The organism is Nostoc sp., assembly GCF_036919575.1.
In the GTDB taxonomy this organism is placed as follows: domain Bacteria; phylum Cyanobacteriota; class Cyanobacteriia; order Cyanobacteriales; family Nostocaceae; genus Nostoc.
Genome location: NZ_JBALBY010000128.1, coordinates 1 through 18,705 on the forward strand (window position 1 = coordinate 1; position 18,705 = coordinate 18,705).

At 41.9% G+C, this 18,705-nt stretch carries 23 protein-coding genes and 1 pseudogene; 12 read left to right on the top strand and 12 right to left on the bottom strand.

Going from position 1 to position 18,705, the window contains the following annotated elements:
* Window positions 1–197: 197 nt before the first annotated feature.
* Both V7K27_RS34285 and V7K27_RS34290 read left to right on the top strand, forming a co-directional pair.
* Window positions 198–1,553 carry a UDP-N-acetylmuramoyl-tripeptide--D-alanyl-D-alanine ligase gene (locus tag V7K27_RS34285; RefSeq protein ID WP_334953250.1) on the top strand — a complete coding sequence of 452 codons (1,356 nt, stop codon included), beginning with the start codon at window positions 198–200 and terminating at the stop codon, window positions 1,551–1,553.
* Complete coding sequence (locus V7K27_RS34290; protein ID WP_334953251.1) at window positions 1,550–2,098, top strand: GNAT family N-acetyltransferase; 549 nt, start codon at window positions 1,550–1,552, stop codon at window positions 2,096–2,098. The genes V7K27_RS34285 and V7K27_RS34290 overlap by 4 nt, the downstream gene beginning before the upstream one ends.
* Window positions 2,099–2,138: 40 nt before the next feature.
* Here the strand turns inward: V7K27_RS34290 and V7K27_RS34295 are convergent, their stop codons facing one another.
* From V7K27_RS34295 to V7K27_RS34320, 6 genes and pseudogenes are all read right to left on the bottom strand, one after another.
* Window positions 2,139–2,468, bottom strand: coding sequence for a hypothetical protein (locus V7K27_RS34295; RefSeq protein ID WP_334953253.1), 330 nt, complete (start codon window positions 2,466–2,468; stop codon window positions 2,139–2,141).
* 201 nt (window positions 2,469–2,669) lie between these two features.
* On the bottom strand, window positions 2,670–3,071 hold the full coding sequence (locus tag V7K27_RS34300; protein ID WP_334953254.1) for a fasciclin domain-containing protein: 402 nt from the start codon (window positions 3,069–3,071) through the stop codon (window positions 2,670–2,672).
* A gap of 233 nt (window positions 3,072–3,304) precedes the next feature.
* Window positions 3,305–4,621: an FADH(2)-oxidizing methylenetetrahydrofolate--tRNA-(uracil(54)-C(5))-methyltransferase TrmFO gene (trmFO, locus tag V7K27_RS34305; RefSeq protein WP_334953255.1), complete on the bottom strand. Its 1,317-nt coding sequence runs from the start codon at window positions 4,619–4,621 to the stop codon at window positions 3,305–3,307.
* Window positions 4,622–4,677: 56 nt separating this feature from the next.
* The gene (locus V7K27_RS34310; RefSeq protein WP_334953256.1) at window positions 4,678–5,457 is read right to left on the bottom strand and encodes a Uma2 family endonuclease; all 780 of its coding nucleotides are present in this window, start codon (window positions 5,455–5,457) and stop codon (window positions 4,678–4,680) included.
* 194 nt (window positions 5,458–5,651) lie between these two features.
* On the bottom strand, window positions 5,652–6,461 hold the full coding sequence (locus V7K27_RS34315; protein WP_334953258.1) for a tetratricopeptide repeat protein: 810 nt from the start codon (window positions 6,459–6,461) through the stop codon (window positions 5,652–5,654).
* Between the two features lie 221 nt (window positions 6,462–6,682).
* Window positions 6,683–6,895, bottom strand: a pseudogene (locus tag V7K27_RS34320) (4-Cys prefix domain-containing protein); the annotation flags it as partial.
* 161 nt (window positions 6,896–7,056) lie between these two features.
* On the opposite strand from V7K27_RS34320, the gene V7K27_RS34325 reads away from it, so the two are divergent.
* Together V7K27_RS34325 and V7K27_RS34330 are read left to right on the top strand one after the other, a co-directional pair.
* Window positions 7,057–7,248: a DUF6888 family protein gene (locus V7K27_RS34325; protein WP_442947673.1), complete on the top strand. Its 192-nt coding sequence runs from the start codon at window positions 7,057–7,059 to the stop codon at window positions 7,246–7,248.
* Complete coding sequence (locus tag V7K27_RS34330; RefSeq protein ID WP_334953260.1) at window positions 7,232–7,480, top strand: DUF6887 family protein; 249 nt, start codon at window positions 7,232–7,234, stop codon at window positions 7,478–7,480. The genes V7K27_RS34325 and V7K27_RS34330 overlap by 17 nt, the downstream gene beginning before the upstream one ends.
* Window positions 7,481–7,483: 3 nt before the next feature.
* Here V7K27_RS34330 and V7K27_RS34335 read toward each other — a convergent pair whose 3' ends face one another.
* From V7K27_RS34335 to V7K27_RS34350, 4 genes are read right to left on the bottom strand one after another with little or no spacing between them, the layout of a single operon-like run.
* Window positions 7,484–8,269: a Uma2 family endonuclease gene (locus tag V7K27_RS34335; protein ID WP_442947674.1), complete on the bottom strand. Its 786-nt coding sequence runs from the start codon at window positions 8,267–8,269 to the stop codon at window positions 7,484–7,486.
* Between the two features lie 24 nt (window positions 8,270–8,293).
* A complete protein-coding gene (panB, locus tag V7K27_RS34340) occupies window positions 8,294–9,064 on the bottom strand; it encodes a 3-methyl-2-oxobutanoate hydroxymethyltransferase (RefSeq protein WP_334953262.1) in 771 nt (256 codons plus the stop codon).
* Window positions 9,040–9,201, bottom strand: a complete 162-nt coding sequence (locus tag V7K27_RS34345; RefSeq protein ID WP_334953263.1) for a hypothetical protein — start codon at window positions 9,199–9,201, stop codon at window positions 9,040–9,042. The genes panB and V7K27_RS34345 overlap by 25 nt, the downstream gene beginning before the upstream one ends.
* A gap of 25 nt (window positions 9,202–9,226) precedes the next feature.
* On the bottom strand, window positions 9,227–10,333 hold the full coding sequence (locus V7K27_RS34350) for a ligand-binding sensor domain-containing protein (protein WP_334953264.1): 1,107 nt from the start codon (window positions 10,331–10,333) through the stop codon (window positions 9,227–9,229).
* 102 nt (window positions 10,334–10,435) lie between these two features.
* On the opposite strand from V7K27_RS34350, the gene V7K27_RS34355 reads away from it, so the two are divergent.
* The 8 genes from V7K27_RS34355 (at window position 10,436) to V7K27_RS34390 (ending at window position 16,747) form a co-directional block, all read left to right on the top strand.
* Complete coding sequence (locus V7K27_RS34355; RefSeq protein ID WP_334953265.1) at window positions 10,436–10,636, top strand: hypothetical protein; 201 nt, start codon at window positions 10,436–10,438, stop codon at window positions 10,634–10,636.
* Window positions 10,637–10,974: 338 nt separating this feature from the next.
* Window positions 10,975–12,405 carry a form I ribulose bisphosphate carboxylase large subunit gene (locus V7K27_RS34360; RefSeq protein WP_292800584.1) on the top strand — a complete coding sequence of 477 codons (1,431 nt, stop codon included), beginning with the start codon at window positions 10,975–10,977 and terminating at the stop codon, window positions 12,403–12,405.
* 216 nt (window positions 12,406–12,621) lie between these two features.
* Window positions 12,622–13,029, top strand: a complete 408-nt coding sequence (rcbX, locus tag V7K27_RS34365) for a RuBisCO chaperone RbcX (RefSeq protein ID WP_334953266.1) — start codon at window positions 12,622–12,624, stop codon at window positions 13,027–13,029.
* Between the two features lie 46 nt (window positions 13,030–13,075).
* A complete protein-coding gene (locus tag V7K27_RS34370; protein ID WP_292771904.1) occupies window positions 13,076–13,405 on the top strand; it encodes a ribulose bisphosphate carboxylase small subunit in 330 nt (109 codons plus the stop codon).
* 150 nt (window positions 13,406–13,555) lie between these two features.
* Entirely contained in the window at window positions 13,556–14,587 is a 1,032-nt protein-coding gene (locus tag V7K27_RS34375) for a tetratricopeptide repeat protein (RefSeq protein WP_334953267.1), read from the top strand.
* 186 nt (window positions 14,588–14,773) lie between these two features.
* Complete coding sequence (locus V7K27_RS34380) at window positions 14,774–15,001, top strand: type II toxin-antitoxin system Phd/YefM family antitoxin (RefSeq protein WP_334953268.1); 228 nt, start codon at window positions 14,774–14,776, stop codon at window positions 14,999–15,001.
* Window positions 14,998–15,384, top strand: a complete 387-nt coding sequence (locus tag V7K27_RS34385) for a type II toxin-antitoxin system VapC family toxin (RefSeq protein WP_334953270.1) — start codon at window positions 14,998–15,000, stop codon at window positions 15,382–15,384. The genes V7K27_RS34380 and V7K27_RS34385 overlap by 4 nt, the downstream gene beginning before the upstream one ends.
* A 91-nt stretch (window positions 15,385–15,475) precedes the next feature.
* A complete protein-coding gene (locus V7K27_RS34390; RefSeq protein WP_334953272.1) occupies window positions 15,476–16,747 on the top strand; it encodes a ribulose bisphosphate carboxylase small subunit in 1,272 nt (423 codons plus the stop codon).
* Window positions 16,748–16,885: 138 nt separating this feature from the next.
* On the opposite strand, the gene V7K27_RS34395 is transcribed toward V7K27_RS34390, so the two are convergent.
* Window positions 16,886–17,638, bottom strand: coding sequence for a hypothetical protein (locus V7K27_RS34395; protein ID WP_334953274.1), 753 nt, complete (start codon window positions 17,636–17,638; stop codon window positions 16,886–16,888).
* Between the two features lie 351 nt (window positions 17,639–17,989).
* Window positions 17,990–18,388: a hypothetical protein gene (locus V7K27_RS34400; protein WP_334953276.1), complete on the bottom strand. Its 399-nt coding sequence runs from the start codon at window positions 18,386–18,388 to the stop codon at window positions 17,990–17,992.
* Window positions 18,389–18,705 lie beyond the last annotated feature (317 nt).

An 18,705-nucleotide genomic window follows, 5' to 3' on the forward strand; every position in this document is an offset into this window, starting at 1 on the left:
TCGCACGGAGACTCGTGTCCCGATATGCCGACACATCGTTATTATAAAACGATAGGACAGAACCCATCAAAACTAATGACATACACTACTAGGCTGAGATTCCCGACTTTTTCAAGAAGTCGCAAATCTTGTTGTTCAATGTAGTATTGTGTCATAATCCGATTTTATAATTTTGAACTTTAAATTGTAAATTACTTATGCGTTGCTCTGCCACCCTAACCCAACTGGTTGAAGTTCTTTTGGCTCAAACTGTAAACTTATCTGAAACTGCTTTAACACAAGTAAGTAGCGGTATACAAACAGATAGCCGTACCCTGAAGCCGGGTGAAGTATTTCTAGCTTTGCGAGGCGATAAGTTTGATGGACATGAATTTGTGCCAACTGCGATCGCAAAGGGTGCAATAGCTGCAATTGTAGATTTTGAATACGAAAATCCGGGATTTCCGATATTACAGGTAAAAGATACGCTCAAGGCATATCAACAAATTGCCAGATGGTGGCGCGATCGCTTTAACATTCCTGTAATTGGCATAACAGGTTCCGTGGGCAAAACTACAACCAAAGAATTGATCGCCGCAGTTTTAGCAACCAAGGGACGAGTTCACAAAACTTATGAAAATTATAATAATGAAATTGGTGTCCCGAAAACTCTCCTAGAACTTGGCGCAGAAGATGACTACGCCGTGATTGAAATGGCGATGCGGGGTAGAGGACAAATTGCCGAACTGACGCAAATAGCGCGTCCAACAATTGGAGTGATTACCAATGTCGGGACGGCACATATTGAGTTACTGGGTTCCGAAGAAGCGATCGCTCAGGCAAAATGTGAGTTATTAGCCGAAATGTCTACTGATAGAGTGGCAATTCTCAACCATGATAATCCCCTATTAATGGCCACGGCGGCTACAGTTTGGCACGGAGAAGTTATAACTTACGGCTTTTCTGGTGGGGATATTCAAGGGCAATTAATTGATCACGAGACTGTGGAAGTTGCAGGAATGCAATTGCCTCTACCTCTACCCGGTCGTCACAATGCGACTAATTTCTTAGCAGCTTTAGCGGTGGCAAAGGTGTTGGGGATTGATTGGGCAAACCTGAAAGCAGGTGTGATGGTGAATATGCCCACAGGGCGATCGCAACAATTTACCTTAGCCAATGATGTGGTAATCTTAGATGAAACTTATAATGCTGCACCAGAAGCCATGATCGCAGCGTTGCAATTATTGGCAGAAACACCCGGAAAGCGAAAGATTGCCGTATTGGGTGCAATGAAAGAATTGGGAGAGCGATCGCAGCAGTTGCACCAGCGAGTGGGAGAAACAGTGCGAAAGTTGAATTTAGACGGCTTGTTGGTTTTGGTAGATGGACAAGATGCCGAAGCGATCGCCCTTAGTGCCGAAGGTGTCCCATCGGAGTGCTTTGCAACTCATGCTGATTTGGTGGCTAGGTTGAAGACATTTGTGCAAGCAGGCGATCGTTTATTATTCAAAGCCGCCCATTCGGTGGGACTAGATCAGGTAGTCAATCAGTTACGTGCAGAATTTCCCAAATGAATCTACCGCTAGAAACCCAACGTCTCAGACTGCGAGACTTTGTAGAATCCGATTGGCAAGCGGTTCATAAATACGCTAGCGATCGTGAAGTTGTGCGCTATTTGACCTTTAGCCCAAATAGCGAAGAAGATACCAAAAATTTTTTGCAAAGAGAGATTTCATTGCAAGGGGAAGAACCCCGTCAGCATTTTGCCTTGGCAGTGACTTTAAAACTCCAAAAGCAATTAATTGGTATCTGTCGCATATCTGTTAAGGATACTGGCAACAAAACAGGCTCTATTGGATACTCTTTTACTAAGGAATTTTGGGGACAAGGATATGCAACTGAAGCTGTAAAAGCAATTGTATCATTTGGTTTTCAGGAGTTAGGCTTACATCGCATCTTTGCGACTTGTCACCCAGAAAACATTGCCTCAGCACGAGTTATGCAAAAAATCGGAATGCAGCAAGAAGGATATTTGCGAGAACACCATTGGATTAAGGGAGAATGGCGAGACTCTTGGCTATATGCCATCCTTGAGCATGAATGGAGAGGCGTTAAATGATGATTTTCAGAAAATCTCACCAATAGACGCTCGATAGACTTCAGTTGGAAAGACTAGGGCTGTTATTGTAGCGTCTTTGAAAAAGAATTGCTGCAAAATTAGCCACCAAACAGGTGATTGCTAGCCACAGCAAGATATAAGTAGGAGCCATCACCACGCCAATCAGGAACCAAGTATATACGTGCAGTATCATTACAGAAGCGAAAAAGCTAGCAATTCCAGCAGATTGCCACACTTGATGCGATGGGCGACGTAACGCTACTAGGCTCATCGTTAAAATTGTGACAAGCAAGTTCGCTGGTACGAGAAATGCACAAATACTTATGCAGTTGCCACGAGAGAAGTCAGCTAAGGTGTTAAAATCGAGCATTAATTTGTTGGGATAGATGTTAGCTTTTTAAGAATTTAATTTATTTTAAAATAACAAAATATAAATTAACATACGAGTGAGTAATCACATTGTAAACCTAACATAAATTAACCTATTTGGCTGGCGTTTTGATACTACCAATAGTTAGATAATTCTAAAAATTTTGGATAACTAGGGTGGAAAACACCCACCCTAGCGGAATTAACCCGGTAAAATCACCGTATCGATAACGTGTATCACACCATTATCAGCTTCAATATCTGCTGCTAAAACTGTGGCATTTTTAACTTCAAAACCATCAGAAGAATTAATTTTAATGGGTGAACCTTCCACAGAATTAAGCGTACCGAGTTCTGCTAAATCAGCTTGTAGCAGCTTTCCTGGAACGACATGATACTTTAAAATCCGCGTTAGCTGGGGAATATTCTGTAACAGAGTTTGGATAGTTCCTGCTGGTAACTTGGCAAAAGCATCGTCATTTGGTGCAAAGACAGTGAACGGCCCAGGACTTTTTAATGTTTCTACTAAACCAGCAGCTTGTACAGCCGCCACCAGTGTTTTGAAAGACTCAGCCGTAACAGCAATATCAACAATATCAGCCATATATTTTACCTAAATCTCTGCAAAAGATTTTACAGCTATTTTCAGGTAAATAGACCACGCGGGTAGGGGCACAGCATTGCTGTGCCCCTACGATAGATGTGGTTCAAATAGAAAACTGCTGTAAAGGATAATAAACCTATTTAACGAGTGGCAGAGGAGAATAATTAATAACCAATGCCCAATACTTCGACTTCGCTCAGTACAAGTGCCCAATGCCCCATGCCCCATGCCCATTAATTATGATTAGCTTTCCAGTTTGCTAGATCAGTTAAAGAGCGATCGCGGTAACGTCCATAACGCTCCTGCTTACTTTTGATTTTCGCACCCAATTCGGGAAAAATTCCAAAGTTGGGCGGCATTGGTTGGAAATGCTTCGGCGAAGCGGAACTAATAAATTCCAATAACGCACCCATCATTGTTGTTGGTGGTAAAACCAAAGCTTCTTTACCCAAAGCTAGCCGCGCAGCATTAATTCCCGCCAAGCAACCACCCGCAGCCGCAGCAGTGTAGCCTTCAGTACCAATCAACTGTCCAGCTGCTAACAATGTCGGACGCTCTTTAAATTGCAGAGTCGGATACATTAACTGAGGAGCATTAATAAAAGTGTTGCGGTGCATCACTCCCAGCCGTACAAACTCTGCCTTTTCCAAACTTGGAATTAGCTGAAATATTCGCTTTTGCTCACCCCAACGCAAGTTTGTTTGAAATCCTACCATATTCCACAGTTGACCGGCTTTATCTTCTTGTCGCAACTGCACTACAGCATAAGAACGTTCCCCGGTGCGAGTATCTGACAATCCCACTGGCTTTAGTGGGCCATAGCGCATGGTATCTTCCCCGCGCTGTGCGAGTTCTTCTATGGGTAAACAAGCTTCAAAAAATTTCGCCGTTTCCCGTTCAAAACCTTTGAGTTCTGTTTGTTCAGCTTTACAAAGTTCTTCTCGAAACTGCAAATACTGCTCTTTATTCATTGGGCAGTTGAGATAAGCGGCTTCACCTTTGTCATAACGTGATGCCATAAAAGCAACGTCACGGTTAATCGATTCTCCCACAATAATCGGACTAGCCGCATCAAAAAAGCTGAGGTATTCCATCCCGGTAAAGCGGCGCAAATCTTCGGCTAAATCGGGGCTAGTTAAAGGCCCAGTCGCCAAAACCACAATTCCTTCTGGAATTGCAGACACTTCACCCCGGCGAAATTCAATTAAAGGATGATGTGCTAAAGTTTGAGTCAAGTCTTGGCCAAATTGTCCTCTATCGACGGCTAGCGCCCCACCAGCAGGTACGGCGTGTTCATCAGCTTTAGAAATGACGATCGAACCCAGTTGACGTAACTCTTCGTGCAATAATCCAGCTGCGCGATCGCTTGCCATTGCCCCAAAGGAATTACTACAGACTAATTCTGCCAAATGTTCTGTATGATGAGCCGGACTGAAGCGTTTTGGACGCATTTCATGCAGAATTACTGGCACTCCAGCTTGGGCTATTTGCCAAGCTGCTTCTGTCCCAGCTAGTCCACCTCCAATTACTTGTATCGGTTCTTGTTCCATAGTTAAATTTAGACATAACCAGTAGCGATAGCATAACGCACCATCAACACCAACAATTACAAATTATCTGTGTCAATTCCCTTTTGTTTGAGTTTAGCTAACAATTCTTGATAGCGATCGCGCTCTTTTTCTAATTCTTGTAAAGCCGCTTCTTTTTCTTGTGAAGCCGCTTCTAATTCTTGTGAAGCCGCTTCTAATTCTTGTAAAGCGGCTTCCTTTGCTTGACGTTCCCGTTCTGCACGTTGGCGTTCTTGTTCCCGTAACTGGTCAATTTCTCCGGGGCTTAAAAACTTTTGTCCGGTGGGAGAAACAATTTCCAGGGTATCCGGTGTCAATATAAAACGGATTCCCAAACGCGGACTTACCCAGCCATTCATCTCTTCGATAACTTCAAAACTATCCCCAGAACGGAGCAAGCCATTTAAATCGTTCTTATCAGGATCATAAATATAATATTCTTCCACGCCGTAACGCTGGTAAAACTGCAATTTTTTGGCCATTTCTTTGAGAGTGTTACCTGGCGATAGAATTTCAAATACTACCTGGGGAGGTATATTATCTTCATTCCATTGTAAATAGGAACTCCGTTTTCCTTTTGGTCTGCCAAAGACTACCATCGTATCGGGCGCTTGTTTAATATTAGGGTTTCCTTGAATTGGATACCAAAATAAATCTCCGGCGATAAATACATCGGCTGGCGATGCAAATAAGATTTCTAAATTTTCTTTAATTTTGACAATCCATGCAAATTGTTCTGTATTATCCGCCATTGGCTGTCCGTCGCTTTCTGGGTAGATGACTTCGATGGTGGTTTCTGGTGTGACTTGTTGTACCATTGCTGCACCTCAAAATATGGGGTATTTAGCTGATATTTCTAGTTGAGATAGTGATCGCGTTCATATTGATTTTAGCTATAAGTAAGTCGGCGATTAAAAACAAGCTATATAAAATCTCTGGAATTAGCTCGTAGTTGCGCTTTAGCGAAGACAGCGCAACTGCAAACCATAATCATTTATTCATGCCGACTTACTTAAGACTGAATTTCGCTCATGAAGTTAATCACCTTTTGGTGAAATATTGTGTTTTGATGCTTTAAAGCAATTTGGGCTGACTCTTGGAGATCAGCGATCGCTTCTTGCCGATTTCCTAAGCGATCGCGAGCCAAACCCCTTGCGTAGAAAGCAAATTCATCCTCAGAATATATTTCACCTGCACCTACTGCTTCAATCTGCTTCGCTTCATTAAAATCTGCAAATGCACCTTGCTCATCTCCTAAGTCATAACACGCATTACCTCGCACATAATAAGCAGCCGTTAAATTGGGATCTACATAAAGAGCCTTGCTTAAGTGCTTAATGGCTTGACTATTAATACCCTGAGAATATTGCAAAATGCCCAAATTGTAGTAAGAAATAGCAGAACGTTCCATGCTGGCGATCAGGCTGAAGTCTTCTAGCGCACCTTGATAGTTACCAGAGTAAAAATGCGCTGCACCTCGTCCAAAATAGGCTCGTACATATTGCGGATCTAATTGAATCGCCCGATGAGAATCTTCAATTGCACTTTGATTGTCGCCGATTGCTGCACGAGCAACACCACGTTCAGCATAAGCTTGAGCATATTGAGGATTCAGCCGGATTGCTTTATTAAAGTCTTCAATTGCATTTTGATAATCCTTTGTCAGTGAACGAGCCACACCACGACTAAAATATGATATCCAATCCTCTGAATTTTGTAAAATTGCCTGACTATAATTTTCAATCGCTCCTTGATAGTCGCCAGAATTATAAAGTATATAACCAAGGCTGGAGTATCCAAAAGCAAACATGAAATTGAGCATTGGTTTATAAAAGCTGATGACACTACTATTATTCCCAAATCTAGGAATTAAACATCACGACCTTTGCTCTGCTATCTTGCGACTGCGGACATGAAATTAATCATCAGGAGGATGCCAACCACTAATTGTCCAACGTCGTTGGGCAACAAGTATAACTGGATTATTCATTCGCAAGCAAACAATTGTCGCCCTACCAATAATAGCAGTGTGCAAGTTCAGGGAACTTGCGGTGCAAATTGCTTGATTACACAATGCTCATTTAGTTTGTCGATATCTTCTGCCAAATAAGTTTTACCAAATCCTCCACCACCTAATGATTTAATTGGGCGATAGCGGTTTCTCAACACCACCAATCCTGTACCGCAGTTAGAGCAAAACATTGTGCGATCGCTATTGGGCGGATTGTGGCAATCTGGATTTAGGCAGCAGATCATAACTGTGCTTGTGTGGGGAAATGTATTTATTATCGCCTAGCTATAAGCTATTCCTCGGAGAAATCGCCAAATAGTAGATAAGTAGAGTTTTTATAAGTAACAGGGTTTGTAATAAGTCGCCAAGGCTTACTATTATCTATGTCACAATTGAGGAACAGACAATCAACCCAACCAACGAACAAGCACAAGCCTGTGTGCGAGTCTGCCAAATGTTGTCAAACACTTACAAAGATATCCACCTGTTTCGTTTTGAAATCCAAACTAGAGATGTGTATATTTTGGCAGGTGAGAATATTCAAATTATCGTACCCCCTAGTGGACTTTGGAGGTTTTTGAATGAAACCGAACTTTGAAGCAATGACTAGCAAAGAACTAACAGCTTATATACTTGCACACCGAGATGATGATGAAGCTATTCGTGTCCTGTTTAGTCGCCGTAATCCTCCCGACTCCGAAGCAACATGGTATGGGCCAATGGTGACAGCAGACGGTACACCAATAGAAGAAAATATTCGCATCGCAGAAGAAGCAATTAAGCAGCGCATTGAGCAAGCAAATAAAAGAAAGCAAGATTCTCAAAGTTAAGCCTTACTCGTCTGGATTCACACCCATATCTCTCAGCCTTTGCGCCAAGCGTTCACCCCGTTGACGTTCCTGTTCTAACAATAATTCAGACTGCTGTAACTGTTGTTGAGCTTGTTCTTTTTGCTGTCTTTCCAAATCTGCTCTTTCTTCACCAGAGAGTAATAAATTTCCCTGCTCATCCCACCAACGCAACCAAGGTAATTCCAGATTCTGATAGCGACCTTGCCAAATACCTAACTCTACACCAAGAGCGTTGATGGGGTAATGTCCTCGTTCGTTTTCTAGGACTAGTTCATAGTGGTCTTCTATTAGGTGATACACTTCTACGCGACTGCGACGCACTTCGTAAATGCCGTAAAAGGCAGGTCGAATTGCTTGCTCATAAACCCAAAATTTTCTCGTCCAAGAAGTTTTGTCACGTTCTTCTGAACCATCACCCGATACAAACTCCAATACAATCAAAGGTGGGATGATTTCTTGCCATAATACATAAGAACGTCGTGTTTGACCCTTTAAAAGTGGTGGCACATTAGGCACATAAAACCAGTCTGGTGCTTCTGCACCTCTTTGTGGCGGGTCTGTCATCCGCCAATAAATGCCAGAATCTTGACCAATGCAATAATTACCTTCTGGATGACGTTGCTGTAATACTGGTTGAATCGAATCTGTGAGTAAAATGCTTTGGGGATGTTCTTGAAAATTTTTCACAAATGTGCCATCAGACTCAGGTAACTGAGTATGATCTGGTAAGGTAGTTGGCAGTATTTCAGGTGTAGTAGTCATAGAAATTTTGCCTCAACTCAGATTCTACTATTATGGAAACTTCCGATCGCGCACTTCTAGGGCATAATCTTGCACAGCTTTAGTAATCGTCTCTCGCAAGTTTGTATAAACTTTGGCGAATGGTGGATGCTTCTCGGTAAGTCCGATGACATCTGAAGTAACTAAAACTTGTCCATCGCAGTGAATTCCGGCACCGATACCAATTGTCGGAATGCTTAATTTTTGTGTAATCTGCATTGCTAAATCTGCGGGGATATGCTCTAACACTAAAGAAAATACACCAGCTTGTTCCAGAGCGATCGCTTCATTGAAAATTCTTTCCCCCGTTTCCTGGCTTTTTCCCTGTTGTCGCAAACCAAGTTGATGTATTGATTGCGGTGTCAAACCTACATGACCCATTACCGGAATTCCAACTTGTACTAAACGAGCAATAGTTTCAGCGATCGCTGGATAGCCACCTTCCAACTTTACCGCTTGAGCGCCTGTTTCCTTCAATACCCGCCCAGCTGAGTGCATCGCTTGCTGGAGACTTTCTTGATAGGTCAAAAATGGTAAATCTACAACCACTAAGGCGCGTTTAACTCCTCGACGCACAGATTTGGCGTGATATATCATTTCATCCAAAGTTATCGGCAGTGTTGTTTCATAGCCTAGAACTACTGCCATAGAGTCACCCACGAGGATTAAGTCTACACCAGCTGCGTCGAGGAGTTGAGCGATCGCATAATCCCAGGCCGTCAACGCCACAATTGCACGTCCCTGTTGTTTCCATTGAATTAATTGCTGGGTAGTGATTGCCATTTTCCTAAGTGGGGAGTAGGGAGTAGGGAGTAGGGAGTGGGGAGTAGGGAGTAGGGAGTAGGGAGTAGGGAGTGGGGAGTAGGGAGTAGGGAGTAGGGAGTAGGGAGTAGGAAGTAGGGAATTTCACCACTCCCCATTCACCACTCCCCACTCCCCCACTCTTCATTTAACGGCGTGACTGAAAGCAATATGGGGTTTTGCACTACCCATTTTGGGCATTAACCAAGCTAAACCTTCACTAGTGCCGATCCATAATTTATTGCTAATGTCAGGTGCAAGGGCAAGAACCCGACTAGAAGGAAGTCCAGCAACTTCTGCATCTAACACAGCTCCTGTATTTGGATTTAATCGTAACAAACCATTATTAGTTCCGACCCAGACACTACCATCTTTAGCAAAACGTACCACTGTCACATTACGCCCACGCAGACGAGTTACAGAGCGCAACACTGCACCAGTTTTTGGGTTAATAACAAGCAAATTATTCGGCATTCCCGCCCAAATTAATCCTTCTGGACTAATAGCTAAAGCTTGTACAGTCGTCCCTGGCAAATCTGCTATCCGCTTGATAATCGCAGCACTAGCAGTATTTACCCGCACTAATCCATCAAGAGTGCCAACCCACAGTTGACCTTCAGCATCTAAAGTCAGGGTGTTAGCGCTGACACCAGGCAGATTTTTTAATGTTGTCATAATCAAACCTTGGTCGGGACTAATTAGAGCTAAACCATTATCGGTTCCAACCCACAAATAACCCCGTTTGTCAAGTAACAGTGACAACACCCGTTTAGAAGGCAAAAATAAATTCTGCGCGGTGATTTCGTTAGTGCGCGGGTCTACTCGGATCAGTCCCTCAGAACTTCCCACCCACAAACGTCCTACTTTGTCTTGGGCTAAAGCACCAATTGCAACACTTGGCAAGCTAACACGAGAAATAATCTTGCCGGTTTTAGGATCAATCCGCGATAGTCCCCGTCCAGAACTTACCCAAAGATTACCTGTAACATCTCCCAGTAAGTTACCGACACGATAATCAGTTTTTGGTGAATGTTCTTGCACTCCCCGCTCATCTGGCAAAGGTTCCACTCGTGGTGGCGGTGGCGAAGGTGGGTAAACAGGGGTTACATCAGACGAATTAATCTCAGGGGTTTTTTGTGCCAATCCCATACTTGGCAAAGCTATCAACCCCAACAAAATAGAACTAATCAATAAACTAGTACGCTTGCAAAACAATACCACGGTGACATTTCCTTTGGAGACAGTACCCATAACGATTACCTAAACTTGCTTTAGGTTAATTCCAGTGTTCCCCTAGCTGGCATTTTTTAAACGTCATCGGCAATTTTTCTCAAATTCAATGGGCATTGGGCATTGGGCATTTGTCATTTGTCATTTGTCATTTGTCATTTGTCATTTGTCAGAAATTCTCCCCCTGCTCCCCCATCTCCCCCATCTCCCTCATCTCCCTCATCTCCCCCACTCCCCACTCCCCAACAGTTATCGATCGCACTTTGTAAAGTTTTTGTTACAAAATGTTTAAATCTTTCTGTGATAACAAAATTAAATAAGTAAGTTAAAAACTTTCAAAGAATAACTTATCAAATTATTGATATATTGTGAGACAAGCTACAAATTACGTGGTGTGCAATTCTTTTTTCTTTCGCTATAAGTATAGCAGGGAACAGTAAAAACACTAGGTTGTGTACTCCTAGATGGTGAAAACACTGGTAAGGAAGATTACCACCCCTGCCAAAGTGTCCACCGCCAAAAACTCTACCCTCTACTAAAAGCGACCCTTAAAAAAATTTTCCTGATCTTCTTCCCTCTGAAGAGGGGAAAGAGCGGAATGAGGAAAGTTGCCAAAAACGTGATTTGATAAGTAAAAGAGAGATTTCTGAGAAGGATAAAATATGTCTTACGCTCAAACTAAAACTCAGAGCAAAACTGGGTATAAAGCCGGGGTTCAAGATTACAGACTAACTTATTACACACCCGATTACACACCGAAAGATACAGACATTTTAGCGGCATTCCGTGTTACACCTCAGCCCGGAGTTCCCCCCGAAGAAGCAGCTGCGGCTGTAGCGGCTGAGTCTTCCACTGGTACTTGGACAACTGTGTGGACAGATTTGCTCACCGACCTCGATCGCTACAAAGGTCGTTGCTACGACATCGAACCCGTTCCTGGTGATGACAACCAATTCATCGCCTACATTGCCTACCCTTTGGATTTGTTTGAAGAAGGTTCTGTAACCAATATGTTGACCTCCATTGTAGGCAACGTATTTGGTTTCAAAGCTTTGCGGGCACTACGTCTGGAAGACTTGCGGATTCCTGTGGCTTACCTGAAGACTTTCCAAGGGCCTCCCCACGGTATTCAAGTTGAGCGTGACAAGTTAAACAAATACGGTCGTCCTTTGTTGGGTTGTACAATTAAGCCCAAATTAGGTCTTTCGGCTAAAAACTACGGACGCGCTGTATACGAGTGCTTGCGCGGTGGTTTGGACTTCACCAAAGACGACGAAAACATCAACTCCGCACCATTCCAAAGATGGCGCGATCGCTTCTTGTTCGTATCTGAAGCTATTAGCAAAGCTCAAGCTGAAACCGGTGAAATCAAAGGTCACTACCTAAACGTCACCGCTCCCACTTGTGAAGAAATGCTGAAGCGGGCTGAGTTCGCTAAAGAACTCAAACAGCCCATCATCATGCACGATTACCTCACCGCAGGTTTCACCGCCAACACCACATTGGCTCGTTGGTGTCGTGACAACGGCATATTGCTGCACATTCACCGCGCTATGCACGCCGTAATCGACCGTCAAAAGAACCACGGTATCCACTTCCGCGTATTGGCTAAAGCCCTGCGGATGTCCGGCGGCGACCACATCCACACCGGCACCGTAGTTGGTAAACTGGAAGGTGAACGCGGTATCACAATGGGCTTCGTTGACTTGTTGCGTGAAAACTACATTGAACAAGACAAGTCTCGCGGTATCTACTTTACCCAAGACTGGGCTTCTCTTCCCGGTGTAATGGCAGTTGCTTCCGGTGGTATCCACATTTGGCACATGCCTGCACTCGTAGAAATCTTTGGTGATGACTCCGTACTGCAATTTGGTGGTGGTACTCTCGGACATCCTTGGGGTAATGCTCCTGGTGCTACAGCTAACCGCGTAGCTTTAGAAGCTTGCGTCCAAGCTCGTAACGAAGGTCGCAACTTGGCTCGTGAAGGTAACGACATTATCCGCGAAGCGGCTAAGTGGTCTCCTGAATTAGCTGTTGCTTGCGAACTGTGGAAAGAAATCAAGTTCGAGTTTGAAGCTATGGATACCGTCTGATCAAAAGTTAGGAGTTAGAAGTAGAGACGCGACGCCAGTCGCTACAACGGGGAGGCAGCGCGATCTTGGGGGTTTCCCCCATGAGTGACTGCCGTGGGAACCCCCGCAACGCGCTGGCTCATTAATCGCGTCTGTAACAAGAGTTAAGAGTTACATTAATTCATAATTCATAACTCTTAACTCATAACTCATAACTGTTGACGGCTGGGGTCAAGCATGAATCTTAAGCAAATTGCGAAGGACACAGCCAAGACTCTCCAAAGTTATCTGACTTATCAGGCTCTAAGGACAGTGTTGGCACAGCTAGGCGAAACGAATCCTCCATTAGAACTTTGGCTGCATAACTTTTCGTCTGGCAAAATTCAGAATGGTGAATCATACATTGAGCAACTGTTGCAAGAAAAACCAGATTTGGCTTTGCGAATCATGACTGTCAGGGAACACATTGCGGAAGAAGTCATGGAATTTCTACCGGAAATGGTTCGCACTGGCATTCAGCAAGCCAATATGGAACAGCGTCGCCAGCATTTAGAACGGATTACGCAACTCAATTTATCGAACCCCAGCCTGCAACCAGAACAGCAAGCAAGTTCAGATCCGAATTTAGATAACTTATCGAATTAGTTCGGTCAACCTAGTAGTAAAAAATCACAACCCATTATCAAAAGCTATGCAAACTTTACCAAAAGAGCGTCGTTACGAAACCCTTTCTTATCTGCCCCCTCTGTCTGATGCTCAAATTTCCAAGCAGATCCAGTACATTTTGAATCAAGGTTACATTCCAGCGATCGAGTTTAACGAAACTTCTGACCCGAAAGAATTCTATTGGACAATGTGGAAGTTGCCTTTATTTGGTGCTAGATCGACTCAAGAAGTATTGAGCGAAGTTCAAGGATGCCGTTCTCAATTCAACACCAGCTATATTCGGGTTGTGGGTTTTGACAACATCAAGCAGTGCCAAATTCTCAGCTTTCTTGTTCACAAACCCAACAAATACTAAGGTTAGCAAGCTTTAAGTAATTGGTTTATTTTCATAGGAGAGGTAGAATTATCTGCCTCTCTTTTTTTTAGAGTACGGGAAACTCGGAGGTTTTTTTTTAGTTTGTGATGCAGAATAGAATCGTAAATTGAAAAGCAAAAGGTGGTACTTGTGCAGTACACTACTCTGGCTGAAGCATACTATAATCGAGGTATTGCTAACTATTATTTGGAGGATTTTCAGGGGGCTTTGGAAGACTTGAATGGAGCTTTGCAAATTAATCCTAACAATACCAAATCTCTCATTGCAAGGGGCATAATTTATTCTGCATTAGGAGCAATAGAAGAAGCTATCAAGGATTATAACAAAGTATTAAAGATTAATCCCAATAATTATTATGCTTACTTTAATAGGGCAGTTGTCTACTCTATTATAGGAAATAAACAGAAGGCAATATATGATTATAATCGAGCATTACAGATTAATCCTGATAAAGCTGACGCTTACTATAATAGGGGAAATATCCGCTATGAATTAGGAGATAAGCAAGGGGCAATATACGATTATGACATAGCATTACAGATTAATCCCGATAAAGCTGATGCTTACTACAATAGAGGAAATATCCAGAATCAATTAGCAGACAAAGATAAGGCAATTGAAGATTTTAAAAAAGCAGCAGATATCTATAAGCAGAAAAGCCAAGAGATAGATTATGAAGATGCTGTTGAAAAAATAAAATTACTTAAGAAGTCTGAATGTACAGATGAAAATAGAGATAATAGAACTGAAATCAAGTTTCCTCAAAATCACGTTAATTATTCATTTGATGTTTTGGTTAAAGATAAAGATATTTGGAAACAATTACTCCAAGATATAAAAACTCATATAAACTCTCGTTGGCAAATAGTAAGTATAAAAAATAAGAAATTTATCAGGATTAAATTCTATGGAAATGATGAAGAATGTTCAATTTTGAGTCAAAAATTCCAAGAAGATGAAGAATCTTGTCTTAAAAATATGAAAAGTGATTTTGATACTGATATAAATATTGAAACAACACAAGAAGAAAATTATATTGATAAAGAATTTAATAAGATTAGTGATAATAACTACTCTGCTCAATTTGAGAGTGATAGGTATGATGGTTGGCTCGATTGTGGCTATATGAATGATATTACAAATCCTTATGAAGTATACTAGATTATAGTTATAACTATGGGAGCATCCCAAATGTGTAAATTTATTTTTTTGTAGTGTGGGCTTCTAGCCCGCTTCCTGGACATTAGGGAGCAAGATGCTCCCACTACAAATTTTATTTTGGCAAAATTGGGATGCTCCCATAACTATACACTAGCATTTATTTTTTTTCTCCCCAAAGTAGTAATTATGCAGCAAATTACTCTAGCTGAAGCATCTAAAAATTTACCCGACTTAATTGAAGCAGCACTCAATGGTGAGGAAATTATCATCATCAAAGATAATCAACCTTTGGTGAAGTTAACTCCTGTGTCGCCAGTTAAACGCCGCCGTCAACCTGGAAGCGCAAAGGGTTTAATTACAATATCTGATGATTTTGATGCACCGCTCGAAGATTTTAAGGAATATATGGAATGATCTTACTGTTGGATACACATACTTTTATTTGGTATGTGACGGACAATTCAAGACTTAGTAATCAAGTCCTAGATTTAATCAATGATGAGAATAATGAAATTTTGCTAAGTATAGCTAGTCTCTGGGAAATAGCGATTAAGGAGAATTTAGGAAAGCTTCGTTTCAATCAGCCATTTGAGATATTCATCACACACCAACTCAGCCTTAACGATTTTAGGTTACTCGATATCAAAATTAGCCACGTTACTATTGTTGCTACACTACCTTTGCATCACCGTGACCCATTCGACCGACTTTTAATTGCACAGTCGATAGTTGAAAATATACCTCTATTGAGTGCTGATAAAATTTTTGATGCATATCCAATTAGGCGTATATGGTAGATAGTGCTGATTTTGTACCAAAAGATAAATCAACAGCGATCGCCAAAAAAACTTAACATTACTTTAAGCACTGCTAGGCAAAGATAATTTTATGGGTTACTACATCGCTCCCCGCTTTCTGGATAAACTGGCTGTCCACATTACTAAAAACTTTCTCAAGCTTCCTGGTGTGCGAGTTCCGGTGATTTTGGGTATTCACGGACGCAAAGGAGAAGGCAAAACATTTCAATGTCAATTAGTCTTTGAGAAAATGGGTATTGAGGTAACTAACATCTCTGGCGGTGAATTGGAAAGTCCAGACGCAGGAGATCCAGCGCGGTTGATTCGGCTGCGCTATCGGGAAACAGCAGAACTGATCAAAGTACGCGGCAAAATGTGTGTTTTGATGATTAATGATTTAGACGCGGGGGCTGGACGCTTTGATGAAGGTACTCAATATACTGTAAATACGCAGTTGGTGAATGCCACACTGATGAATATTGCTGATAATCCCACAGATGTGCAGTTGCCTGGAAGCTATGATTCTACGCCTTTACGTCGTGTGCCGATTATTGTCACAGGTAATGATTTTTCCACCCTCTATGCACCGTTAATTCGGGATGGACGGATGGAGAAGTTCTACTGGGAACCAAACCGAGACGACAAGGTGGGAATTGTCAAGGGGATTTTTGAAGCGGATGGACTGTCACAGAAGGAAATTGAACAGCTAGTTGATACTTTTGTCAATCAGTCCATTGACTTTTTTAGCGCTTTGCGATCGCGCATTTATGACGAACAAATCCGCAACTACATCCATCAAGTCGGTTTTGAGCGGGTATCGTTGAGTGTGGTGAACAGCGTTGAAGGACCACCAGAGTTTAAAAAGCCAGATTTCCGGCTGTCTCACTTAATCGAGTCTGGTAACTTCCTGGTTGGTGAACAAAAACGGGTGGAAAATTCCCATTTGGTTGATGATTACAACCGACTCAATCGAGGTAGAAATTCTCAATCTGCACCACCTGCGGCTGTAACACCAATTAGTCAGCCGTCAAATCGCACAACCCAAGAAGCAAAAACTAATGAATTCCCGAAACAGGAAGTATCGAGTCCACATTTGACCCTAGAGACACAAGCACAAATTAGAGAATTATTGTCTCAAGGTTACAAAATTAGCATTGAACATGTAGATGAGCGTCGTTTCCGCACAGGTTCTTGGCAAAGTTGTGTTAATAGTCACATTGATAGCGAGTCTGATGCAATCTCAAATTTGGAATCAACTCTGACAGAATATACTGGTGAGTATGTGCGCTTAGTAGGTATTGATCCAAAGGCCAAGCGGCGGGTGGTGGAAACGATTATTCAGCGTCCGCATGGGGGAAATTAGGGGTACGCTACGCACAAGTTATCCGATTACCCAAAAGTCCTCCAAAACCTCAAAGAGTTTTATCAGACATCCCTCTCCTTAGTAAGGAGAGGGACAGGTTTTGCGTAGCAAAACCAGGGTGAGGTTATGAGGTTTATGTTAACTACAAGTATTTGCTGAAGCCGAGTTAACCTTTGTTAAATCGCCAGTGAATACTGCTGTGTATTGATAAGGTGATGCACCAGAACAATTCATAGAATTTGTATTAGCACGACGGGGAGTCCACCATGAGGTTGTTTGCACAGTCAAATTTGTGCCATTCCATGATAGATTATTGATAACTAAAGAGTTAGTTTGTCCATCAGTCGGCTTTTTGGATGATAAAAATGTGGCGTAGTTAACCTCGCCATTGGCTGGATTAATCCTGGCTATAACTGCGACTTTTGGCCCGCCTCCGCTACCATAGCTAGACAACCAACGCCCAGTGGCAAAGCGGCGAAAATCATTACCAGTTTGACTGCCAGTGGAAGAGTAAACGCCATATAAAACATTCGCTCCATCCCAAAACAATCCATAACCTGTACCATCGTCATTTGTTGTTTCGTAATCACTACGACACCATGTTTTTATCCCATTATTAAAACGGATTGTCACAGGGTTTTTGTTATTAGATGAGACTTGCTGATAACCAATGTAAATGGTTGTATTTCCATTCTTTACTTTCGGCCCATTTTTAGCTTTGATTGTCGCTTCACTATCATTGCAACTAAATGTCACAGCATTACCGATAGATGAATTTACCGTTTGGGCCAAAAGTGGAGCAGCTTTTTGTGTGATTACTAAATCAGCTACTAATACTACAGATAAAGAGAAACATATCAAATGCTTCTGCAATTTTTGAGAATAAATCATGGTATAAATCTGCCGAGAAAGTGTTAGGAAAAACTTCGTATTACTATAAACTCTGATCAGAATTTAGACAATCAAAATTGTTGAGACTTGCAGATTACAGCATTCTCAATATTACGAAAAATGAGACTAAACTAGAAAACGTATAAGATAATATGCACGATATTAACTGTACATAAACCTTTCATATCAAAGAGCATCAGTGAGTAAAAAAAAATGCGTAGGCAAAGCCCACCAAAGTTACCGCAGCAATCAACAACAAATAGTTTTAATGAACAAGTAGCGTTTGCTCATTCTTCATATCTCTTGCTAAAAGGTTTTTTACCTCTGCTTTCTGTCTGCCGCCGTGCCGTATTAGACGGTTTTAACATTCTGATCTGATGCTTTTGCTCCACTAGCTTTCAGCAGGCGACTTAACCTAGTTTTGCGGACACGTTCGCTATCACGAATACCACCCGCCATTTCATATTCACTGCTGTTTTTGCCATACTTAAAAGCAACGCCCCTCACAATCTTATCTGTAAGATTGTCCAAGGTTTTTTCCATCTCATCAATTTTAGTCTTGGAAGAGTCAATCATCGCTAGAGAAATGTTATAACCATCAAGCATAGTGCGTAACTGCTCAATTGATTGAATCAGATTTTGCAAACCGCAATTATCACCAAAATCCATATTTGAATCAATTGCTTTCAATCCGGCGGATCTCAATTCAGCTTTTTCTAAAATACGGGATGTACGTTTTGGACGAGACATAGATATATTCGTTAGAGAGGGTTATAGAATACCAATTCAGTAATCGTAATTTTGGAAGAACTTTTCCCTCAACTCCTCTCCAAAGCTCAGAAGCGAGTTTGGTTCTGCCTTTCCTATTAACGAAGAGAACTGGAGGGTTAGGTTTTTGATTACTGAATCAATGCTCTAAGGCTAGTTTGACTTAGTAAAGCTGTTTTCTGGTTCAGTAAAATTGATGAATAATTTTATTTATTAAAAAACTAATACAGAAATCTGAGTAATTTCTCTTAACGGACTTAAATATTTTTGAGGGATAAACAAGTCTCAAACCCATGCAG

Coding starts and splice junctions, on each gene's coding strand:
- V7K27_RS34285 (WP_334953250.1), top strand. CDS start 198: ATGCGTTGCTCTGCCACCCTAACCCAACTGGTTGAAGTTCTTTTGGCT.
- V7K27_RS34290 (WP_334953251.1), top strand. CDS start 1,550: ATGAATCTACCGCTAGAAACCCAACGTCTCAGACTGCGAGACTTTGTA.
- V7K27_RS34295 (WP_334953253.1), bottom strand. CDS start 2,468: ATGCTCGATTTTAACACCTTAGCTGACTTCTCTCGTGGCAACTGCATA.
- V7K27_RS34300 (WP_334953254.1), bottom strand. CDS start 3,071: ATGGCTGATATTGTTGATATTGCTGTTACGGCTGAGTCTTTCAAAACA.
- trmFO (WP_334953255.1), bottom strand. CDS start 4,621: ATGGAACAAGAACCGATACAAGTAATTGGAGGTGGACTAGCTGGGACA.
- V7K27_RS34310 (WP_334953256.1), bottom strand. CDS start 5,457: ATGGTACAACAAGTCACACCAGAAACCACCATCGAAGTCATCTACCCA.
- V7K27_RS34315 (WP_334953258.1), bottom strand. CDS start 6,461: ATGCTCAATTTCATGTTTGCTTTTGGATACTCCAGCCTTGGTTATATA.
- V7K27_RS34330 (WP_334953260.1), top strand. CDS start 7,232: ATGAAACCGAACTTTGAAGCAATGACTAGCAAAGAACTAACAGCTTAT.
- panB (WP_334953262.1), bottom strand. CDS start 9,064: ATGGCAATCACTACCCAGCAATTAATTCAATGGAAACAACAGGGACGT.
- V7K27_RS34345 (WP_334953263.1), bottom strand. CDS start 9,201: ATGGGGAGTGGTGAAATTCCCTACTTCCTACTCCCTACTCCCTACTCC.
- V7K27_RS34350 (WP_334953264.1), bottom strand. CDS start 10,333: ATGGGTACTGTCTCCAAAGGAAATGTCACCGTGGTATTGTTTTGCAAG.
- V7K27_RS34360 (WP_292800584.1), top strand. CDS start 10,975: ATGTCTTACGCTCAAACTAAAACTCAGAGCAAAACTGGGTATAAAGCC.
- rcbX (WP_334953266.1), top strand. CDS start 12,622: ATGAATCTTAAGCAAATTGCGAAGGACACAGCCAAGACTCTCCAAAGT.
- V7K27_RS34370 (WP_292771904.1), top strand. CDS start 13,076: ATGCAAACTTTACCAAAAGAGCGTCGTTACGAAACCCTTTCTTATCTG.
- V7K27_RS34380 (WP_334953268.1), top strand. CDS start 14,774: ATGCAGCAAATTACTCTAGCTGAAGCATCTAAAAATTTACCCGACTTA.
- V7K27_RS34385 (WP_334953270.1), top strand. CDS start 14,998: ATGATCTTACTGTTGGATACACATACTTTTATTTGGTATGTGACGGAC.
- V7K27_RS34390 (WP_334953272.1), top strand. CDS start 15,476: ATGGGTTACTACATCGCTCCCCGCTTTCTGGATAAACTGGCTGTCCAC.
- V7K27_RS34395 (WP_334953274.1), bottom strand. CDS start 17,638: ATGATTTATTCTCAAAAATTGCAGAAGCATTTGATATGTTTCTCTTTA.
- V7K27_RS34400 (WP_334953276.1), bottom strand. CDS start 18,388: ATGTCTCGTCCAAAACGTACATCCCGTATTTTAGAAAAAGCTGAATTG.